Origin of the sequence: Campylobacter sp. RM12640, from assembly GCF_020137595.1 — a bacterium.
Classification (GTDB): Bacteria; Campylobacterota; Campylobacteria; order Campylobacterales; family Campylobacteraceae; genus Campylobacter_E.
Genome location: NZ_JACGAU010000002.1, coordinates 57,311 through 78,022, shown reverse-complemented (window position 1 = coordinate 78,022; position 20,712 = coordinate 57,311). Strand labels below are relative to the sequence as shown.

The following is a 20,712-nucleotide window of genomic DNA, read 5'->3' as shown; positions in this document are numbered from 1 at the left end:
AGGGTTAAAAATGCAAAAAAAAGTATATTTTTATGCGACCTGTCTAGCAAGTGCTGCTATGCAGAATACTATTTTAAACTCTATTAAGCTTTTAAGAAGTGCTGGAGTTGAAGTGATTTTTAAAAAAGATCAAACCTGTTGCGGTCAGCCAAGTTATAACACAGGATATTTTAAAGATACTAAAAAAGTAGCTTTATATAATGCCGAATTATTTAGTGAAGATTTGCCAGTAGTAATTCCTAGTGGAAGTTGCGGTGGTATGATGAGCCATGATTATGTTGAACTTTTTAAAGATGACGCAAATTATGAAAAAATTAAAAAATTTAGCTCAAAAGTAATAGAACTTAGTCAATATTTAGAACAAATCGGATTTAAGATAGAAGATAAAGGAGAGCCTATTAAGGTTACTTGGCATAGCAATTGCCACGCTTTAAGAGTGCAAAAAAGCATTGAAGCTTCTAAAAATTTATTAAGAAGTCTTAAAAATGTTGAATTAGTTGAGCTTAAATATGAAGAAGAATGTTGCGGATTTGGTGGGACTTTTAGTGTAAAAGAGCCTGAAATCTCAAACGCTATGGCAACTGCAAAAGTAAATGATATAGTTGAAAGTGGAGCAAAGGTTATAATTTCAGCTGATGGTGGGTGTTTATTAAACATTCGTGGAACTATTGCAAAAATGGGTCTTGATATCAAAACTTATCATTTATATGACTTTTTAGCTGCTAGAATGCAAGGAGAAAAGATATGAAAAATCATAGTGAATTAATTAAAACTAAATTAGCTGATAAACAAATGAGAGAAAATGTAAGCTCTGCAATGCACGCCTTACAAGATAGAAGAAAAAACCTAATAAATGCAAAATTTCAAGATTGGCAAGGGCTTAGAACAAAAGCACAAAAAGCTAAAAATAATGCTTTATATACCTTAAAAGATAGGGTATTAGAATTTGAAAAAAATGCTACAAAAAATGGAATGAAAGTGCATTTTGCAAATACTAAAGAAGATGCTTGTGAGATAATTTATGAGCTAATGATGGAAAAGAAAATCAGTAAAGTCTTAAAAGGCAAATCAATGGCTAGTGAAGAAATAGGCTTAAATCACTATTTAGAACACAAAGGCTTGAATGCAATTGAAACTGATTTAGGAGAGCTGATTTTACAATTAGGTAATGAAACTCCTGTTCATATAGTTGTTCCTGCAATTCATAAAAATCGTTATGAAATAGGAGAATTATTTAGCGAAAAATTAGGCGTAGATAAAGAAAGTGAGCCTGAAAAATTAAATGCAATTGCTAGAACTCATCTAAGAAATGAATTTGAAGGTTTAGAGATGGGAATTAGCGGGGTAAATTTTGCAATTTCAAGCGAAGGTGCTATTTGGCTGATTGAAAACGAAGGCAATGGTAGAATGTGTACAACTGCTCCAACTATTCATGTAGCAATTTGTGGAATTGAAAAAATAGTAGAGAGTTTTACTGATGCAGCTACAACTGATACATTATTAACTCCATCTGCTACAGGACAATTTATCCCTGCGTATAACAATATTATTACAGGCCCTAGAAAAGCTGATGAGCTAGATGGTCCTAAAGAAGTGCATATAATATTATTTAACAACCATAGAACAAATATTTTAAGTAACGAAGATTATTATGAAGCATTACGCTGCATTAGATGTGGTGCTTGTATGAACTTTTGTCCTGTATATGATAAAATCGGCGGTCATAGTTATGATGCTGTTTATCCTGGTCCAATTGGAGAAGTTATATCTCCGCAATTATTCGGTATGAAAGAGCATGGAGATATTTTAAGTTTATGTTCTTTATGTGGTCGTTGCTCTGAAGTTTGCCCTGTAAAAATCTCACTTGATAGTATGATTAGAAAATTACGCCGTGATAAGATAGGTGAAGCTGGGGACAATGCTCCACTAGGTGCAAATGAATTAGAGCATAGTGCAATGGAAAGCTATGGATTTGCTAAGTTTGCTGATATTGCTACAAGTCCAAAAATGTGGAGAGTTGCTATTGGTAACGCAAGTAAGTTTAACTGGCTATTACAAAGTCTAGGAACAAGCCTACCTGTGCTTAAAAATTGGGCTACTTATAAAGACTTACCTGAACTTAAAGGAAATATTTATAAAGAATTAGAAAACTTAGAAGGAGTTTCTTATGAATAAGAGAATTGAAGAGATAAGCAATCGCTCAAGAAATCAGATTTTAAACGCAATTGAATGTGGTGTAAGACACGAGTTAAATGATAAAAGTATAGACCCAAGTGTGCATATAAAACAAAGCGATAATCCTTTAGAAGAAACTAAAACTAAAATGAGTGAAAACAAATTTGAAGTTCATGAAGTTAGTGGCTTAGATAATGTTTATGATGAAATAAACAAAATCACAAGCTCTTATGGATATTCATCTTTAATTTATCCAAAAAGCCTAAGTGCTGATGTAGAAAAAATAAATGCAAGTAAAAAAGTTTGTTTTGATAAAAGCGTAGAAGAATTAAGAAGTGAAGTTTTTCATAGTGATTTTTCAGTGATTGATGTAGAATTTGCTATTAGTTCTCACGGGGTTGCTTGTGTAAAATCAAGTGCAAATCAACCAAGAATGCTAAGCCTTGCTCCAATGCTTTGCATTATGCTACTTGATAAAACAAAAATTGAGCCTTCACTTGCTAGTGGTCTTGCTAGAATAAAGGCTGAAAATGAGATTTTACCTACTAATATTTTATACATTGCAGGTCCTAGTAGAACATCTGATATTGAGCTTGTAACCGTTTTTGGAGTTCATGGAAGTCAAAAAGTTCATATAATATTTTACTAAAATTTACCCCTAATATTAGGGGTAAAATATTATTATTTTATATTCTAATCATTTTAAATTCTCATTTGTAATTTTTATATTTAAGCATTAATTTAAAGTATTTAATATTCTTCTAAATAAGGGGAAAATATGAATGAGAATTTAAAAATTAATTTAAAAGATAGCAAAAGAATTGTAATCAAAGTTGGCACATCAACTCTAACTTATGAAAATGGTAATTTAAACTTAGGATTAATTAATAAGTTAGCTTGGGTTTTAGCTGATTTGAAAAATCAAGGAAAAGAAGTTGTATTGGTTACTTCAGGTGCGATTGGGGTTGGTTCAAAAAAACTTGGCTTTAAGCAAAGACCTACAATTACTATGGAAAAACAAGCAGCAGCAGCAATAGGTCAAGCAGAGCTTATGCATATTTATCAAAACGCATTTGCTAATTTTAGTTCATTTGTAGCACAAGTTTTACTAACTAAAGATGATTTTGAAATAGAGCAAAGAAAACAAAATACTGAAAATACTTTAAATACTTTATTAAAATACGAAATTATCCCGATAATTAATGCTAATGATACTATTTCAACTTATGAGATTGAATTTAGTGATAATGATAGCCTTTCAGCTAGTGTTGCTTGTCTAATCAAGGCTGATTTGCTAATAATTTTAAGTGATATAGACGCATTTTATACAGCAAATCCTAAGAACAATCCTAATGCAAAAAGAATTTCTTATGTAGAAAAAATCACAGATGAGATTATGCAAATGGGCGGAGATAAAGGTAGTGAGTTTAGTATAGGTGGTATGAAGACAAAATTACAAGCTGCAAGTAATTGTGCTAAAAATGGTGTAAGAATGGCTATTTTAAATGGCTCTAATCCTATGAATATTAGCGAGTTAATTAGTGGTGCTGATATAGGAACTATTTTTGATAAGGAGTAAAAATGATTGATATTTTATGTAAGAATGCAAAAAATGCAAAGACTAAATTAGCTAAGCTTAATTCAAGTATTAAAAAAGAAGTTTTAAATTCTTGTGCTGATGAAATACTTGCAAATATTGATGGTTTATTAAAAGCAAACCTTAAAGATATTAATGATAATTCAAATCTAAAAAGTGCTTTTGTAGATAGGTTAAGACTTAATGAAAATAGAATAAATAATATGATAAACACTTTAAGAAATGTCGCTTTACTTGATGATGTAGTGGGTAGGGTGGTATTTGGAAAGACTCTAGAAAATGGTCTAAAAATGCAGCAAATTAAGGTGCCTTTAGGAGTAGTTGCTATTATTTTTGAATCTCGTCCTAATGTTTGCGTAGATGCTTTTGCACTATGTTTTAAGAGTTCTAATGTAGTGATTTTAAGGGGTGGAAAGGAAGCTTTAAATACTAATTTATTTTTAGTTTCAATTTTTCAAAAGGTATTAAAAAGATTTGATTTAGATGAGAATTTCGTTCAGATTGTAAGTGATACTAACAGGGATTTAGTAAAAGAGCTTTTAAGGGCGAATGATTATATAGATGTTGTAATTCCAAGGGGTAGTGCTAGTTTGATTAATGAAATTAAAAATAATAGTCTAATTCCTTGTATTCAAACAGGAGTAGGGAATTGCCATATTTATGTTGATTATAATGCGAAAATAGATGATGCTATAAATATTATAAATAATGCTAAAACGCAAAGACCAGGGGTATGTAATAGTGTAGAGACTTTACTCATTAATAAAAATATAGCTAGCGAAATTTTGCCTTTATTAGAAAGCAAAATGCCTAATGTAGAGCTTAGGGTTTGTGCTAAGTGTGAGAAATTTTTAAAAAATTATAAAAAGGCAAATGATAGTGATTGGGAAGAAGAATTTGAAGATTTAATACTAGCTATTAAAATCGTAGATGATATTAATGAAGCTATACTTCACATTCAAAAATACAGCACAAATCATTCAGAAGCGATAATCTCTCAAGATTATACTAATATTAATAAGTTCTTAGATGAGATTGATTCAGCAGTTTTATATGTAAATGCTAGCACTAGATTTAGCGATGGTGCGGAATTTGGCTATGCGGCTGAAATAGGAATAAGCACTCAAAAACTTCACGCAAGAGGTCCTATGGGATTAAATGAATTAACAACTACAAAATATCAAATCATAGGAAATGCTCATATTAGAAAATAAACTTAAAGCCTAAATTTTTAGGCTTTAATATAAGCGTCATTTTAATACCATCTTCATTGCTATAATAATTTTTTAAGATTTTTTCTTCTTTAAATTGAAGTTTTTTGTATAAATTAATAGCATTTATATTGCTTACTCTTACTTCTAAAAATATCTTTTCTTTATTTAATACTTTAGCATTATTAATTAGTTCTTCGCATAATTTTGTGCCTATTTTTAAACCCTTAAATTCATCTTTTATCGCTAAAGAATATATTCTAATACTATTTTTATAAGTAAGCTTCATAATATATCCAGCTACTTTTTTATCACATAAAAAAATAAATATATTTTCTTTTTTTATGTGATATAAGAAATTATTTTTACTTAACTTAAAACAATCATTTTTAAAACATTCTTCTTCAATTAGCAAAAGGTCTTTTAAATGAGTTTTAGTAGCTTTTATAATCATAGTTTTTGATATATTGTGTATTTTGGTATGATTTTTTCTGGACGATACGACATTTTAACTTTTTTTAGGTTTTCAAAGCCCATATCATCTCCTACATTTATGTATTTACAATCATATTTTTCTTTTAAAACTTTTGAAAACTCTCTAAATATAAATTGAGCACAACCTAAAGTTTCAAAATCAGTTTTTTCAATCAATACACTTGCTGTATCACTACATATTTTTTCGCCTATTGTAAAGCCTTTTAATTCATCATCAATATAAATTACTAAGCCATCTAGTCCTAATGTCTCGTAATCTTGTAAGCATTTTTTAATCGCTAATCTTTCTTGATAAATTCCATCTAAAAACGCATCTACTTCTGCTTTTGGAACATATTTAATCCTATCGCTTACCCATTTATCAAAAAGCATTTTTATATCATCGCTATGTTTTTTACAATCTAATGTCTGTAAAAAATAATTTGGATATACTCTTTTAAATTTATTAATTTCGGTTCTTTTAGTGTGATAAGCATTACCCCTAAGCTCTATTAAATCATCGCTTACATATATATAATCTGCTAATTTTTTTTCTATTATATAATTATCTAGTGAGCTAAACATAACTTCACCTTCATTTGTATGGGTAATAAATCCTTCTAAGAAGTTATCACAAACATATTCAATTTTAGAGTAATATGTAGAAGTATTGTTTTCATTCATAATCTTAAAGCATTCTGGTATGCTATCATAACAATCTTGAGGTTTTCCTAGTGGTGGTAATAACATAGATAATTCTCCACCATTCATAACAAATAAGCAAAATGTATTATTGATTATTGAATAAAATCCACTAGCTTTAGAAAGCCAAATATAGTTCGCACAAAATGAATAATCACTGACATTAACATCAAAATCCTTTAAGTATTCTTGCATAATTGGTTTTGTTTTTAAGTCAAATGATTTTAGTGTATGTCCTTGTAGTTTTATCTCTGCCACTTTAATCCTTTTTTAAAAAAATGTCGCGATTATAGGTTATTAAAGTAACTTATTAGATATAATCAATTAGCTAAATTAATTATTTTCTAAGTGTTTTATAAATAGTTCAAATTAGAGAATTTGTTAATTTTTTACTTTTATATTTTTAGAAATATATGTAGATTTTGAATATGTTAAGTTTTTTATAAATTCTCTTGTTGTGATTTAATCATATAAGTATATTTTTAAATTCATAAAATTAACTTTTTAAACATTTATAAATATTTAATGAGTATTTTTTCAATGGAATTAATTGATAAATAATTTTATATTTGTAATTTAATTTATCTTATTTTGAAAAATTTTGTTTTTAAATAAATATTTTAAAATAGGCTTTAAGTATGATTTATTTTAAGTCTATACCACGATTATTATAAATTGTAATTTATTTATGAGTTTGGCAAAACTACAATAACTAAAATATTAGGCTATTTAAATACATATTTGTATTATTAATTATTTAAGAATAATAATTTTATTAATTATTTGAAAGTGTTTAATTATGAAATTTATTTTGAGTTTTTAATATATCATTGTCCAAAAGATATTCTAAAGCGTCTTTTGAATAATTTAAGAAGTTTTCTAATTCTTTTTTTTCATTTTCATTAAAATTGTCAAGAACATAATTAATAACTTCATATTTTAAATCAGGTTTTCCAATTCCTAATCTAATTCTTTCATAATCATTACCTATAAAGTTATCTATGGATTTTAATCCATTATGACCACCAGAACTACCACCTTTTTTAATTTTTAGCTTAGAAAAATTTATATCCATTTCATCGTGGCATACAATTATTCTTTCTGGTTTATAAAAATCTACAACCTTCTTTACACTTTCCCCTGAATTATTCATGTAGGTTAGTGGTTTGAGTAGTAATATATTTTGTTTTTTATAAAGTTCTCCATTGCAGTTTAAACTTTGTTTAGTGTAAGAAGAGCTAAGTAATTTATCAATTAACATAAAGCCTAGGTTGTGGCGAGTATTTGCATATTTCTCGCCAGGATTTCCTAAGCCTACTACTAAAATCATCTAGCTTTTTCAACTCCAACAACAGCTACACGACCAGCGTCAATAATTTTTACATTATCAGCAACTTTAATATCTCTTACTAATAAAGCATCACCAACATCTAAATCAGTTACATCTAATGTAAAGTTATTAGGTAAATTTTCTGCTTTACATTTTACTTTTAAGCGGCGTTTTGATTGAATTAATACACCTTTATTTTTAAGACCTTTTGCAGTTCCTACAACTTTTACTGGAACCATATAAAAGCTCTCAACACCTTTTAGTGCTATTTTTAAATCAACGTGCTTAATTTCGCTAGTTACTGGATGGTGTTGATAATCAACAATTACAACTTCATAAGTTTTACCATCAACACTAACAGGGAAAATTAATCCGTCTTTTTTACGAACTTCTTTAATAAATTCGTTTGTTTTAAATACCGCATGGATATTTTCAACGCCTTTGCCATAGATATTAGCAATTAGCATACCATCTTGTCTAGCAGCTTTAGCTGACTTTCTACCAATACTCTGTCTAATTTGTCCTTCTAACATAAAATGTCCTTTCAAAAAAAATAAGTGTAAATAATACTATAAAAAGTTTAATAAAAATATTATTCTTCTTGAGAAGCAAGTTTAAATTGAAAACCAGTGCTTACATTAGATGATGATTTTTTAGCTTCTCCAAATTTATAACCATCAATTAATACTTTCAAGTCATTTGCATTACTTGCTTTATCATACGCTTCTTCTTCTGTAATTCTTCCTGATTTATATAGCATTAGCAAATGTTGGTCAAAACTTTGCATTTTCATTGTGCCTTCTTTTAATACATCACCTATTGAGTTTTCTCTACCTTCTAAAATAAGTCTTTTTATACGCTCATTTCCTCTTAAAACTTCAATAGCAGCTGTTCTTTTTCCATCTGTGGTTTTACATAATCTTTGAGAAATAACAGCCTTTAATACTCCAGAAAATGAACTTCTAATTCTGTTTTGCTCTTCTTTAGGGAACATTCCTAAAACCCTATTTAATGTTTCTTGTGCATTAATTGTGTGAAGTGTGCTTAAAACTAAGTGTCCTGTTTCTGCTGCGTGCATTGCTACTTCAATGGTTTCTAAATCTCTCATCTCACCTACTAGAATAATATCAGGGTCTTCCCTTAAAGCTGCTCTTAGTGCATCTTGAAAACTTAAAGCATCTTGTCCTATAGCTCTTTGATTTACTATTGATTTTGCAGGTTTATATTTAAATTCAATTGGGTCTTCAATAGTGATAATATGTCTATGGTAGTTTTGATTAATATATTCAATGATTGAAGCAAGTGTAGTCGTTTTACCACTACCAGTTGGTCCTGTAACTAATATTAATCCCCTTGTTTCTGTTGTTGTTATATCTTTAATAACTTCTGGCAGTTTTAATGCTTCAAAACTTGGCATAGTATCAGGGATTGTTCTAAAAACAGCACTAGGTCCATTCATTGTAAAAAACAAATTCACACGAAAAGAACCTTTATATTTAAATTTATCTTTATTTTTAGGCTCATAAGAAAAGTCTATATTTTTATTATCTACAAATCTTGTAAAATCTCCTCTTGTTAGGGCTTTACATAAATCTAACATATCTTCTCTTGATATAATATCAGGTGCTATTTCGCTAATTTCTCCATTTACTCTACCTTTTGGATTTAGGTTTGAGCTAAGGTGTAAATCACTTCCACCAACTTCAATTAAGGTATTTAACCAACCATCTAAATTATCTCTTAATTCCCAACGAATATTTTCTAAATCTATTTCCATTAATAACCTTTAAAGACTTTCTAAAATATCTATATATGCTTTTTCAAATTGGATTAATCCATCTTCTAAAAGTTTTTTGCAAGCGGCATTATACTCAATTTCGTTTATAGTTGAGAATATAAAATCTTTTGAATTTGAAATTATTTCTTGATTTAAATTCTTTATAGTTTTACTAGGTTTATAGGCATTTATAGCATTAATTGGAGCTGTATTTATAGTGTTATTAAATTCTAGTTCTTTTAAATAATAATCTTTACTTAAATCATTACTTTTTGTTCCTGTACTTGCAAATAAAGCTCTTATATTTTCACTACCAACTTTAGATGCTGAATAAATTGCGTTTTGAATTCCTATTTGGTTTTTAACGCTAAATCTATTATTTAATAAGCTATCAACTCTGCTTACAAAAATACTAACTACACCTTTATTAATTATTCTATTAGGATTTTTTGCTTTATACTTTTTCATACCTTGTGCTATTGCGTCATTACATTTTTTTGCTTGTTCGTAAGAAAAAATCAGCGTAGCATTTATGCTAATTCCATAACTTGCCAATGTATTCATAACTTCATATCCTGCATTAGTTGCCGGCACTTTTATCATTAAATTTGGCATATTTATTAAATTAGCAATCTTTAAACCTTCTGCAATACTAAGACCTGCATTATTGCTATTTAGTGGATTTATTTCAAAACTAATAAAACCATTATTGCTATCTTTTGCATATAAATGGCTCATTTTAATAGCTGCTTTTTTAATATCTTCTAAGGCTAGAGTTAAAAATAATTCTTCTTTATTTTTTATATTTAATTGCTTAATTCTTTCTTTATAATATACTGAAGTAGTAATTGCATTTTTAAATATACTAGGATTACTAGTAGCACCATTTATAGTGCCACTAGCTAGCATTTGTAAAAATTCATTATCTAAAAAACTATTTTCAATAAAATCACACCAAATGCTATATCCACTCATTAAAAATCCCTTTTCATTAAAGCTTCAACTTTTAATATAGTTAAAATACTATTTTCTTGTTTGCCAATTCCATCAATCATACCTTTTTCTTTAAGTAAAGTTTCAGGTGGTTGGTCAATATTGCTTTCTTTAATTTTGATAGCTTCTGTTAATTTATCAATAACAAAACCGATATTTCCTTCTTCACCTTTTAAAACTATATATCTTGTATGTTGAGTATGTTTTGAACTACCCAAGCCAAAACGCTTTGCAAGGTCAATTAATGGAATTACATTACCACGCATATTGAATACTCCTAATACATAATCAGGAACGCTAGGAACTCTAGTGTATTCAATAGGCTTTATGATTTCTTGTATGCTTAGAATTGGAATTGCATACTCTTCTTCATCAATCATAAATCCTACTAATTGTCTAATTTGTTCTTCTTTTACATCTCTACCAGAAGCACCTTTAACTTGTTCTTGTTGTCTATTTAAAACTTGATTTAATCTTTCCATTACATTATCCTAATTTTAAATTCTTTCTTACTACATTTTCTAAATATTCATAAGAATAAGGCTTTGTAATATACTCAGTCATTCCTACTTCTACGCCTCTTAGTCTATCACTCTTGCTAGTTCTACTTGTAACAGCAATTAGTGGTAGATTTCTATATTTTGCATATTTTCTAATTTCTGCTGCTAGTGTGTAACCATCCATTCTTGGCATTTCAATATCAATTAGCATTCCATCTATTGAATGCTCTCCACTTTTAATTATATTTAAAGCTTCTACACCATTGCTTGCTTCAATTACTTTAATTCCAAGCGGCTCTAATGCTTTTTTCATAATTCCTCTATCAATTTGAGAATCATCAACCGCTAAAACTACATAATCACTTGGCTTATCTTTTGAAACTTTTGAACCTGTGTCGTTATTAGCTTTAATATCTACTTTAACATCTTTTGCCATATCCATCATTGCACCAACATCAACTATTAATGTAACATTACCATCTCCACGAATGGTTGAGCCTGCAATTCCTGTGATATTTTGTAAATAATATCCCATAGATTTAATTACAACTTCTTCTTGACCTATTAAAGTATCTACTATAATTCCAAGTTTAGAAGCTGCTGCACCAACAACAACTACATAAGCTTGTTCGCTATTTTCAAGTACTTGTTTTACTCCAAATAAATCACTAAGTCTTACAAGTGATAAAACTTCATCTCTAAGTCTTAAAACATTTTTACCTTCAATTGTATAAATATCATCAATAGCAACTCTTACCGTTTCAAGAACACTAGCAAGTGGAATTGCATAGAATTCTTCTTGAGTTTTTACAAGTAGTGATTGAATGATAGCTAGTGTTAATGGGATTTTTAGTTTTATAACCGTTCCTTTTCCTAATTCGCTATCCACTTCAATAATACCATTTAGCTTATCAATGTTTGTTTTAACAACATCCATTCCAACACCACGACCACTTACATTTGTTACTTGTTTAGCAGTTGAAAATCCTGGTTTAAATATAAGACCATAAGCCTCTTTATCGCTCATATTATCAGCTTCTCTTTCGCTAATAATTCCTTTTTCAATACCTTTAGTTTTTAATACTTCAGCATTAAGTCCTTTACCATCATCAGCTATTTCAATTACTATGTGATTTCCTTCATTGTATGCTTTTAGCTGAACCGTTCCTCTTTCTGGTTTGCCTGCTGCAATTCTATCTTCTGCTGATTCAACTCCGTGATCACAAGAATTTCTAATCATATGCATAATAGGATCGCCTATTTCTTCTACGATTGATTTATCAAGTTCTGTTTCTTCACCTTCAAGTTCAAGCTCAATTTGTTTTCCTAAATCACGGCTTAAATCTCTAACAACCCTTGGGAATTTGTTAAATACTTTTGCAATTGGTTGCATTCTTGTTTTCATTACAGCTAGTTGAATATCAGTTGTTACTACGCTTAATTGATTTACAACTTGATTTAATTCTTCTATGAATTTTTCGCCTTCATATCTTTCTTCAACATCATCATAGATTTTTAAAAGTCTATTTTTACCCAATACAAGTTCGCCTATTAAGTTCATTAGGTTATCAAGTCTTTTTACTTCAACCCTAATAGTTTGCTCCATATTTGATGAATTGCCTTTATCAGCAGCTACAGGTGCTTGTTTTGCATTTCTAGCTTCTTTTGTATCTTGTTTTTCACTAGCTCTTTCAGAGATTTTTTCTACTGGTTTTTCAACAGGTGTTTCAACTACTTTTTCAACTTTTTTAGTTTCTACCACTGCTTCTTGTTGTTTTTTCTCTTCTCTTCTTGCTTTATCTTCAGCTTTTCTTTGTTTTAATAATCTTTCAATTTCAGCTTCTACTTCATCAGCACTTAAAGAATTTACATCTACTTCTTCTTCATTACTATTTGAATCTTTTTCAATTAATTCTTCAATTTTCTCATCTAAACTTTTTGGCTCAGCCTTAACTTCGCTTAAAATTTTACCTTCGCTAATTGCAGTTAGACGGCTACAAATTGAGCTAATATCCATATTTATTGCTGTATCATTGCCATTATCTTTAATACAATGTAATAAGTCTTTCATCATATCAATTGATTCAAGCACAACATCCATAATATCAGGAGTTATTAGCAATTCTCCGTGACGAGCTTTGTTTAAAACATCTTCCATATGATGAGTTAGTTTTGTTAAAACATCAAAGTTTAAAAAGCTTGAACTTCCTTTAACAGTGTGAGCAACACGGAAAATGCGGTTTAGCAATTCTAAATCTTCAGGATTACTCTCAAGCTCAACTAAATCGTGATCTATTTGTTCAATTAATTCAAAAGCTTCTACTAAGAAGTCTTCTAATATCTCTTGCATATCTTCCATATCTACGCTCCTTACTTTTTAATATATGATTCAATTACTCTTGATACTTCTTTGTAAAATACATTAGCATCAAATTTGGTTAAAAAGGCATCTCCACCTACATCTTTACTCTTAAGAGTTGAAAATTCGTTGCTTAAAGATGAGTTGAAGATAATTGGAATACCTTTAAATCTAATATCTTCTCTAACTCTTGAAGCGAAGTGAAATCCGTCCATTTGTGGCATTTCAACATCACTAATAATAACTTTTACTTGATTAGCAATATCGCCTTTGTATGCTTCATAAAGTTCATTCATTTTATTAAGTCCATCTACACCATCTTTTGCTTCAATTACTTTAAAGCCCATTTTATCAAGTGCATCGCGAACTAATTTTCTAGCAGTTGAGCTATCATCTAATACAACTGCTGTTCCTGTCATTTTTTTGATTTCTTTTTCTTCTATATCAATTTTTGGAGAGTAAATTCCAAGCTCTTCAACAATTCTTTCAAGGTCTAAGATTAATAAAACTTCATCATTTTCAATCTTAGCAATTCCTGTTATTTGACTTTTATCAAATCCGCCTGTATTTGTTGAAAAATCAGAACCTCTAATATCACTTGCATTAATTCTTCTAATTCTTTTTGCTTCATGAACTATAAAACCTATCATAATATTTGAAAATTCAGCAATAATAATTCTAGGTTTTAATACCATATCTTTTGGCTCAATTATATTCATCCATTTAGCTAAATTTATTACAGGAATTACAACTCCTCTTAAATCAAATACTCCCTCAATATATTCAGGAACACCTGGTAATTCTGTAAGTGCAGGTATTTTTATGATTTCTTTAACTTTAGCAACATTAACTCCATAAATTCCTTCATAGACTTTATGTTGTCCTTGTTTATAGATACGAAAATCTACAAGTTCCATTTCATTAGAATCAGCCTTTAAGACTTTATCTTCTGCCATATTTACTCCTTTCTGGGTAAGTTATATTTTTTTATAAAGCCATATTCTAGTATAAAAAAACTTCGGTCATTTGCAAAAGCTTCTAAATTCTTGTATTTTATATTTTCTAAGCAATACTCATCTCCTTGATGAAAGTGCCCTTCTATTATATAATCAATATTTACGCCTTTTTTTATAAAAAAACTTTTATATTTTTTAATTCTAAATTCCATTAATTTTTTAAAAAAATCTAATTTTTTATATAGCTTTTTTACCTTTTGTTGATTGCAAATCTTTTGATAAATTTTATCAAAACTTAAAATATTTAATAAATTTAATATAAAAATTACAAAGCTAAATCTTAAAAATCTTAAAACTATTTGAGTGATGATTGGTAAGAATATATCTCCGTGAGATATAGCAAAAATCTTATTATTATAAGTTGCTAAAATTGGTTGATTTTTAATTATTTTTACATTTTTAAAAAGATTAGTTAAATTAAAATCATGATTTCCTTCAAAATAAATAATTTCTATTTTTAAAGCTAAATCATCTAATGCTTTTATAATATCTAAATTATCGTTTTTACAACTTGAAATTCCACCTATTAAAAGATTAAAAATATCTCCTAGAAGTATTACTTGTGGTGGATTAGTCTTTTTTAAAAAATCTATAAAATCTACAAAATCAAGCCTAGTGCTATCATAATGCACATCGGCTATAAAAACTGCTCCTTCTTTTAATACAAGCATTAAATATCAAGCTCTTTATAATAAATTTCAAGTATTTCATAACTAGCTTTACCTTTAGGTAATACTACATTAAACTCATCGCCTTCAACTTTACCTATCATAGCTTTTGCTATAGGTGAGTTTATACTGATATAGCCTTTATCTAAATCGCTTTCACTATTTCCTACTATGCTAAATGTTTTTTCTTCTTCTGTATTTAAATCCATTATCAAAACGGTGCTACCAAATCTTACTTTATCGTGATTAAATTCTGCTGGATTTACTATCTTAGCATTTGCTAAAATTTCGCTAAGTTCTGCGATTTTGCCTTCTAAAAAGCTTTGTTTTTCTCTTGCTGCGTGATATTCAGCATTTTCTTTTAAATCTCCGTGAGACCTTGCAATATCAATTTCTTTTACCACATTAGGACGCTCAACTACCTTTAAATGCTCTAATTCTTTAAATAATTTTTCATATCCTTTTTGTGTCATCATTTCCATATTATTACTCCTTGATTAATTTTGCTAAATTATTTGCTATTTCACCTTTAGTTAATTCTCTTAATTTTTTTGATTTTTCTAAAAATTCATCTTTATTCGCATTTTCAAATGCTTTTAATAACTCTGTCTTATCTAAATTTTGAATGAATTCTTTATGAAATTCGCCCAAATTAAGCTTATCAAAAATAATATTACAAAGTCCAATAAATTTGATTTTTACTAAAGTTTTTGCTATGAAATAATCAATCATTTTAGCCTTATAACATAAACAAAAAGCATTTCCGATTAGCCCTGCTTCAAGACTTGCAGTCCCGCTGCAAATATAAGCAAACTCGCATTCTTTTAAAGTAGCCTTAGTATCATATGAGATAGTAAAGCCGCTTAAATCTTCATATAAATCTAATCTATCTTTTAAAAAATTTGGCACACAAACTACGCATTCATAGTCTTTAAAATCTTGTTTTAAATTCCTAAAAATCGGCATTAAAGATTTGATTTCGCTTTTTCTTGAACCTGGTAAAAAGGCTATTAATTTTTTAGAATTTGAGTTTTCTTTAAAATAATCTTTCAATGCTTCATTACTTGGATTTCCAAAATAATGAGATTTTTTAAAATACTGATTTTCAAAAGGTAAAATCCCAACTAATTCATCACATAAACTCTCAACTACCTTAATCCTACCTTTTTTCCAAGCCCAAACTTGTGGCAAGATAAAATAAATAATTTTGCCTTTAAAACCTGCTTTTCTTAAGGCTTTTGCAAATGGTATATTAAAAGCAGGAGAATCAATTAATAAAATCTTTTCAATTTTGTCATTAAGTGCTATTTGAACCAAATCTTTTATAGCTTTTTTTGCTTTTAAAATAAGTGGCAAAATCTGCACAAAACCCATAGCATTAAATTCTGTAAAATCACAATAATTATTAGAATTTAAAATAGGAATTTCATTTGTTAAATTAATATCATAAATCCCGTATAATTCTATATTATCTAATTTTTTTAATATATGTTTTAGATGAGAATTTGCAGAATTTTCTAAAGCTATGCTTAATAATTTCATATTTTTTCCTTTAATAAAAATTATTCTTTAAAGAGAATTTAAAGTATATTGATATTATTATAAAACATAATTTTAATATAAGGAGCCACTATGAAATATAGTGCCATTTTACTTAGTGTTAATTTATTTGCAGGTGTTGTAAATCCTAATTTTGCTTATCAAGATTATTTAGATTTTGGAAATAATAAAGGTAAATTTAAAGTAGGTAATAATATAGAAGTTACAGATATTTATGGAAAAACTATTGATTTTAAAGTTCCTATGCCAAGTTTTAATGCAGCAAATACTACAGGAGATTTGATGGGTGAACTTACTAATATAGGTGGCTCTTTTGCAATCACTGCAGCTCATATGATTAGTCCTACATATAGAAAAGATTTAATACAAAAAGATAAAGAATATGAATTTGGCTTAGTAAAATCAAAAGTAGTAGCAAGTGATACAAATTTTAAAGATTATCTTAAATGGAATAACTCTTGTAGTGAATTAGTTCAAGTTGATGACTTAAAAGATTTTGCTGTAATTAAAATGAGTAAATTAAATATCAATGAAAGTGCAAAGCTAATTGATAAAGAATTTTATTTTAAAAACACAAATGTTAGTGAAAATTTAAAAAACGACCAAACCGTAATTTATCAAGATAAGTATTTTAATAAAAATAGTTCTAGTAAGTGGGATATTGATGCTTATAAAGAATATATTAAAACAAGCGGTGAAAAAGATGATAATAATATAGGAAAAGGTGAAATTTTAAATAATCCAGAAAGATTTAGCGTATATGCAAGAACTGGTAGTGGAATTCAAAAAATTGGTAATATTAATACAAATATTTTTCCTAAAAAAGTAGCTAATCCTTCAGAGTTTTTAACCGGTGGAATTTTATATGTAGATGAAGATAAAAGCAAAATAGAAACAGGATATTTGCATTTAAGTGCAAAGGATTATTATAAAGATGTAAGGCTTGATTTTTCAAATACTTCAGCTCCAGGAGATAGTGGAAGTGCTATTTATGTATGGGATAACTTGAAAAAAGAATGGTTAGTGGTAGGAGTAGTTAGTAGAAGTGATTGTGGTGATGATAATACAACTTGCTCTTATACAAAATATGCTCTTATAAATAGTTTTATAATTAATGATTTTAAGAATGATTTTACTGCTACTTTAAGTGGTAATTCTTACAATTCAAATACAATTAATCAAAATATAAAAGATAAATATGGTGCTAATAATAAAGATTTAGTATTTAGTAAAGCTGCAAGTATTGCTTTAGATAAGAATGAAAATTTTGGCTCAAGTGTGTTTTATTTTAAAGATAATTCTACTTTAAATGGCGAAGAAGTTTTATTGGGTGGAGTTGTGATAGATGATGGTAAGACACTTAAATTTAATGCAAAAACAGCAGCTAATGATAATTTGCATAAAATGGGAAAAGGAACGCTAGAAATTAGCAAAGAAAGTGCAGGTGGATTAAGAAGTGGCGAAGGGCTAACGATTTTAAATACAAGCAATAAAGCGTTTAGTTCAATTTATCTTCTAAACAATGCAGGGCTAAAAATAACTAATGCAAATCAAATTAATAATGCTAATTTAGTTTTTAATGGTGGATATTTGGATTTAAATGGAGTTGATTTAAGTTTTGATAAAATTCAAGCAAATGATTTTAGAACTAAGATTATTAATTCAAATTCTAAAAAATCAACTCTAAGTATAAATAACACTAATGATATAGGTATTTATCATGGACAAATTAGCGATAATATTAATTTAAAACTGAATAATTCTAAGACTTTTGTATTTGATGGAGAAATAAAAGCTGATGAATTAAGTGTAAATGGTGGAACTACAATATTACAAGGTCATCCTTTAGAGCATTCTTATTTTCTAAATCAATCTTTAGCTAATTCTTTAGGTGTAAATACTGCTCCTAATACAAATACTCAAGATGAATACGAAAATAGAACAAGCAAAATAAATAATATAAATCTAAGTAATTCAACCTTTAAAATATTAAAACATAGCAATTTAACATCAGATAATATTACTTTAGATAAATCAAATCTTAGCATAGGAGAGAATTTGATTTATCTTGATAAATACGATGCAAATCATATAAATAGCTCTTTAGTATTTACTTCTTTTGCTAATGAATTTAATTCAATTGCAAAAGATATTGAAGTGACTGCAAATGTGAAATTAAAAAATAATTCAACTCTTAGCATTATGAATAATTCTAATTTTAGTGGTTCTATAATCACAGAAGATAATAATTCTACTTTAAAGCTAAATAATGCAAATATTGATGCAAATATAAATGTAGCTAATTTAAATGCTAGCAAGACTAATTTTATGTTTAGTTTAAACAATACTCTAATATCAAGTATAAGCACACTAGGTGGGCAAAATACTTTTATGATTAAACCTGATTTAGCTAATGCTAATAAGTTTTTATTAGCAAGTCTTGTAAATACTAATAATACTATTAATAATGATTATTTAAAAGCACTTGATTATAAAGAAAATATCAGTATTTATACACCTAATGTTGAGTTTGTTAATGAAAATGGCAAAGCTAATTGGTATTTAGTAAAAGTAAATAAAGAAGATATTGAAAATACAACTCCTATTGTGCCAGAAACAAAGCCAGAACCTAAACCAGAACCTAAACCTAACGATGATTTAAATAAGCCTAGTGTTAAAGATTATTTCTTCGTTCAAGAAAATAAAGAAGTTACACAAATGATTGATAGTTCGTTAAATCAAGTATTTTTTAGCTATGTATTAGAATGGAATAACTTGCAAAAAAGAATGGGAGAATTAAGAAATAACACAGATGCAAATGCTGGAATTTGGTTTAGAGCTTATACAGGTCAAAGCTCTTACGAACACGCAAACAAGACTAAGTTTTATGAAATGCAATTAGGTGCTGATAAATTAAATCAAGGCAATAATTATGTAAATTACACAGGGCTTATTTTTAATGCTAGTAAATATAGTTTAAGTGATAATTTAGATGGCAGTATAAAAGGTTATGGTTTTGGAGCATACTCTAGCACTATATATGATAATGGATTGTATTTTGATGTAATAGCAAAATATATAAATTATAAAAATGATTTTAATTTATATGTTAAAAATCAAAACGAAGTTACAAATTCTTTAAAACCAAATAATTCTTATACTTTTTTAGCTAGTGCTGAGATTGGATATAGAAAAGATTTTAATAATTTTTATTTAGAACCACAAATTGAATTAATAACAGGTTATGTAAGTAAGCAAGAATTAACAAGCAGTGATAAAAAATTATATTTACAATCAGATTCTTTTATCCCACTTAATTTAAAAACAGCTATTTTTACAGGTTTTAATAAAAATGATTTATCACTTAGAGCAGGCGTTGGACTTGCTAGCGATTTGGTAAATAATTCTAAGAAAACTATAAAAGATTTAGATACTATAAGTATTAATAATGGTAAAAGAGATTCAAGAGTATTTGTTAATTTATCAAGCTCTTATAAGCTAAATAATCGTTCAAATATAGGCTTAGAATTTGAAAAAACATTCGGTGGTAATCTAAACATAGATTATAGCTTTAACCTAGTATATAGATATAACTTCTAATCTTCTTTCATCACAATAATATAAAAATTATTGTGGTGAATTATTTATAAATTTATTATTTTATAAATAAAATTTACTTTTGATTATATTTTTTATTTAATATATTTTTAATTTATAATTAAAGTTAATATCATAAAATCACTGATTAAATCTTAAAAAAGGACTTATTATGCGTATTTTGCTTTTATTGGTGTTTTTTTCAATTTCATTAGTTGCTAATGTTGGAAGTATTGTAAATTATGTAGGAGATGTTGAGGTTTTAAGAAATCAATCAACAATTAATGTAAATCATAAAAATTATGAGCTATTAGAAAACGATATTATTCTTACTAAAAATAATGCAAAAGTTCAAATAAAATTTATAGATAATACTACTCTTACTTTAGGTAAAAACTCAACTTTACAAATCAATAAATATTTAATTAATGGAGCAAATTCTAAAGTGAATTTGAAAGCTAAAAAAGGAAGCTACGATTTAGTAAGTGGAGAGATTTCTAAGCTAGCTAGACAAAACTTTACTTTCCAAGCAAATACAGCGACCATTGGCATTCGTGGAACTAGATTTAGTGGAGATGTTAATAATGGTTTTGTTAATTGTATTTCAGGAGAAATTGAAGTTGGAGTAGGCGGTAAAAAATATAATTTAAAAAAAGGAGAGAGATTACACTATAAAAATTTAGGAATTATCAAATTAGAAAAATTAAAACCAAGTAGTTTTAATGTAATCAAATTATAAAAATAGGAGAAAAT

At 27.8% G+C, this 20,712-nt stretch carries 19 protein-coding genes; 7 read left to right on the top strand and 12 right to left on the bottom strand.

Going from position 1 to position 20,712, the window contains the following annotated elements; all coding sequences use genetic code 11:
- The first annotated feature begins 10 nt into the window (after positions 1–10).
- The 5 genes from AVBRAN12640_RS01170 to AVBRAN12640_RS01150 all read left to right on the top strand — a co-directional run bounded on the left by AVBRAN12640_RS01170 (position 11) and on the right by AVBRAN12640_RS01150 (position 4,986).
- On the top strand, positions 11–748 hold the full coding sequence (locus AVBRAN12640_RS01170; RefSeq protein ID WP_214116599.1) for a (Fe-S)-binding protein: 738 nt from the start codon (positions 11–13) through the stop codon (positions 746–748).
- Positions 745–2,175: a LutB/LldF family L-lactate oxidation iron-sulfur protein gene (locus tag AVBRAN12640_RS01165; protein WP_336608485.1), complete on the top strand. Its 1,431-nt coding sequence runs from the start codon at positions 745–747 to the stop codon at positions 2,173–2,175. The genes AVBRAN12640_RS01170 and AVBRAN12640_RS01165 overlap by 4 nt, the downstream gene beginning before the upstream one ends.
- The gene (locus AVBRAN12640_RS01160; RefSeq protein WP_214150424.1) at positions 2,168–2,824 is read left to right on the top strand and encodes a LutC/YkgG family protein; all 657 of its coding nucleotides are present in this window, start codon (positions 2,168–2,170) and stop codon (positions 2,822–2,824) included. Before AVBRAN12640_RS01165 ends, AVBRAN12640_RS01160 begins: the two co-directional genes overlap by 8 nt.
- A 129-nt stretch (positions 2,825–2,953) precedes the next feature.
- Positions 2,954–3,754, top strand: coding sequence for a glutamate 5-kinase (proB, locus tag AVBRAN12640_RS01155; protein WP_214116606.1), 801 nt, complete (start codon positions 2,954–2,956; stop codon positions 3,752–3,754).
- A gap of 2 nt (positions 3,755–3,756) precedes the next feature.
- Positions 3,757–4,986 (top strand): glutamate-5-semialdehyde dehydrogenase, encoded by a 1,230-nt coding sequence (locus AVBRAN12640_RS01150; RefSeq protein WP_336608484.1) that lies wholly within the window; start codon positions 3,757–3,759, stop codon positions 4,984–4,986.
- Here AVBRAN12640_RS01150 and AVBRAN12640_RS01145 read toward each other — a convergent pair.
- From AVBRAN12640_RS01145 to lpxB, 12 genes are all read right to left on the bottom strand, one after another.
- Entirely contained in the window at positions 4,976–5,437 is a 462-nt protein-coding gene (locus AVBRAN12640_RS01145) for a GNAT family N-acetyltransferase (RefSeq protein ID WP_336608483.1), read from the bottom strand. The genes AVBRAN12640_RS01150 and AVBRAN12640_RS01145 overlap by 11 nt on opposite strands.
- The gene (locus AVBRAN12640_RS01140; RefSeq protein ID WP_336606890.1) at positions 5,434–6,417 is read right to left on the bottom strand and encodes a DUF2156 domain-containing protein; all 984 of its coding nucleotides are present in this window, start codon (positions 6,415–6,417) and stop codon (positions 5,434–5,436) included. Before AVBRAN12640_RS01140 ends, AVBRAN12640_RS01145 begins: the two co-directional genes overlap by 4 nt.
- 535 nt (positions 6,418–6,952) lie before the next feature.
- The gene (gene pth / locus AVBRAN12640_RS01135; protein ID WP_336608482.1) at positions 6,953–7,489 is read right to left on the bottom strand and encodes an aminoacyl-tRNA hydrolase; all 537 of its coding nucleotides are present in this window, start codon (positions 7,487–7,489) and stop codon (positions 6,953–6,955) included.
- The gene (locus tag AVBRAN12640_RS01130; RefSeq protein WP_336608481.1) at positions 7,486–8,022 is read right to left on the bottom strand and encodes a 50S ribosomal protein L25/general stress protein Ctc; all 537 of its coding nucleotides are present in this window, start codon (positions 8,020–8,022) and stop codon (positions 7,486–7,488) included. The genes pth and AVBRAN12640_RS01130 overlap by 4 nt, the downstream gene beginning before the upstream one ends.
- A 59-nt stretch (positions 8,023–8,081) precedes the next feature.
- Positions 8,082–9,266, bottom strand: a complete 1,185-nt coding sequence (locus AVBRAN12640_RS01125) for a type IV pilus twitching motility protein PilT (RefSeq protein ID WP_214116621.1) — start codon at positions 9,264–9,266, stop codon at positions 8,082–8,084.
- Between the two features lie 9 nt (positions 9,267–9,275).
- A complete protein-coding gene (locus tag AVBRAN12640_RS01120; RefSeq protein WP_336608480.1) occupies positions 9,276–10,241 on the bottom strand; it encodes a transaldolase in 966 nt (321 codons plus the stop codon).
- Positions 10,241–10,741, bottom strand: a complete 501-nt coding sequence (locus AVBRAN12640_RS01115) for a chemotaxis protein CheW (RefSeq protein ID WP_214116625.1) — start codon at positions 10,739–10,741, stop codon at positions 10,241–10,243. Before AVBRAN12640_RS01115 ends, AVBRAN12640_RS01120 begins: the two co-directional genes overlap by 1 nt.
- Before the next feature lie 4 nt (positions 10,742–10,745).
- Positions 10,746–13,118: a chemotaxis protein CheW gene (locus tag AVBRAN12640_RS01110; RefSeq protein WP_214150503.1), complete on the bottom strand. Its 2,373-nt coding sequence runs from the start codon at positions 13,116–13,118 to the stop codon at positions 10,746–10,748.
- Positions 13,119–13,129: 11 nt separating this feature from the next.
- Positions 13,130–14,074 (bottom strand): chemotaxis protein, encoded by a 945-nt coding sequence (locus AVBRAN12640_RS01105; protein WP_214120312.1) that lies wholly within the window; start codon positions 14,072–14,074, stop codon positions 13,130–13,132.
- Positions 14,075–14,076: 2 nt separating this feature from the next.
- Entirely contained in the window at positions 14,077–14,805 is a 729-nt protein-coding gene (locus tag AVBRAN12640_RS01100; RefSeq protein ID WP_336608479.1) for a UDP-2,3-diacylglucosamine diphosphatase, read from the bottom strand.
- Positions 14,805–15,284, bottom strand: a complete 480-nt coding sequence (greA, locus tag AVBRAN12640_RS01095) for a transcription elongation factor GreA (protein WP_239802743.1) — start codon at positions 15,282–15,284, stop codon at positions 14,805–14,807. Before greA ends, AVBRAN12640_RS01100 begins: the two co-directional genes overlap by 1 nt.
- 4 nt (positions 15,285–15,288) lie before the next feature.
- Entirely contained in the window at positions 15,289–16,344 is a 1,056-nt protein-coding gene (lpxB, locus tag AVBRAN12640_RS01090; protein WP_336608478.1) for a lipid-A-disaccharide synthase, read from the bottom strand.
- A gap of 90 nt (positions 16,345–16,434) precedes the next feature.
- Between lpxB and AVBRAN12640_RS01085 the strand changes: the two genes are divergently transcribed.
- Together AVBRAN12640_RS01085 and AVBRAN12640_RS01080 are read left to right on the top strand one after the other, a co-directional pair.
- Positions 16,435–19,962 (top strand): autotransporter outer membrane beta-barrel domain-containing protein, encoded by a 3,528-nt coding sequence (locus tag AVBRAN12640_RS01085; RefSeq protein WP_336608477.1) that lies wholly within the window; start codon positions 16,435–16,437, stop codon positions 19,960–19,962.
- Between the two features lie 169 nt (positions 19,963–20,131).
- A complete protein-coding gene (locus AVBRAN12640_RS01080; RefSeq protein ID WP_214116637.1) occupies positions 20,132–20,698 on the top strand; it encodes a FecR family protein in 567 nt (188 codons plus the stop codon).
- Positions 20,699–20,712 lie beyond the last annotated feature (14 nt).

Coding starts and splice junctions, on each gene's coding strand:
- AVBRAN12640_RS01085 (WP_336608477.1), top strand. CDS start 16,435: ATGAAATATAGTGCCATTTTACTTAGTGTTAATTTATTTGCAGGTGTT.
- AVBRAN12640_RS01080 (WP_214116637.1), top strand. CDS start 20,132: ATGCGTATTTTGCTTTTATTGGTGTTTTTTTCAATTTCATTAGTTGCT.
- AVBRAN12640_RS01115 (WP_214116625.1), bottom strand. CDS start 10,741: ATGGAAAGATTAAATCAAGTTTTAAATAGACAACAAGAACAAGTTAAA.
- lpxB (WP_336608478.1), bottom strand. CDS start 16,344: ATGAAATTATTAAGCATAGCTTTAGAAAATTCTGCAAATTCTCATCTA.
- AVBRAN12640_RS01150 (WP_336608484.1), top strand. CDS start 3,757: ATGATTGATATTTTATGTAAGAATGCAAAAAATGCAAAGACTAAATTA.
- AVBRAN12640_RS01125 (WP_214116621.1), bottom strand. CDS start 9,266: ATGGAAATAGATTTAGAAAATATTCGTTGGGAATTAAGAGATAATTTA.
- proB (WP_214116606.1), top strand. CDS start 2,954: ATGAATGAGAATTTAAAAATTAATTTAAAAGATAGCAAAAGAATTGTA.
- AVBRAN12640_RS01145 (WP_336608483.1), bottom strand. CDS start 5,437: ATGATTATAAAAGCTACTAAAACTCATTTAAAAGACCTTTTGCTAATT.
- greA (WP_239802743.1), bottom strand. CDS start 15,284: ATGGAAATGATGACACAAAAAGGATATGAAAAATTATTTAAAGAATTA.
- AVBRAN12640_RS01105 (WP_214120312.1), bottom strand. CDS start 14,074: ATGGCAGAAGATAAAGTCTTAAAGGCTGATTCTAATGAAATGGAACTT.
- AVBRAN12640_RS01110 (WP_214150503.1), bottom strand. CDS start 13,118: ATGGAAGATATGCAAGAGATATTAGAAGACTTCTTAGTAGAAGCTTTT.
- AVBRAN12640_RS01160 (WP_214150424.1), top strand. CDS start 2,168: ATGAATAAGAGAATTGAAGAGATAAGCAATCGCTCAAGAAATCAGATT.
- AVBRAN12640_RS01170 (WP_214116599.1), top strand. CDS start 11: ATGCAAAAAAAAGTATATTTTTATGCGACCTGTCTAGCAAGTGCTGCT.
- AVBRAN12640_RS01120 (WP_336608480.1), bottom strand. CDS start 10,241: ATGAGTGGATATAGCATTTGGTGTGATTTTATTGAAAATAGTTTTTTA.
- AVBRAN12640_RS01100 (WP_336608479.1), bottom strand. CDS start 14,805: ATGCTTGTATTAAAAGAAGGAGCAGTTTTTATAGCCGATGTGCATTAT.
- AVBRAN12640_RS01165 (WP_336608485.1), top strand. CDS start 745: ATGAAAAATCATAGTGAATTAATTAAAACTAAATTAGCTGATAAACAA.
- AVBRAN12640_RS01130 (WP_336608481.1), bottom strand. CDS start 8,022: ATGTTAGAAGGACAAATTAGACAGAGTATTGGTAGAAAGTCAGCTAAA.
- pth (WP_336608482.1), bottom strand. CDS start 7,489: ATGATTTTAGTAGTAGGCTTAGGAAATCCTGGCGAGAAATATGCAAAT.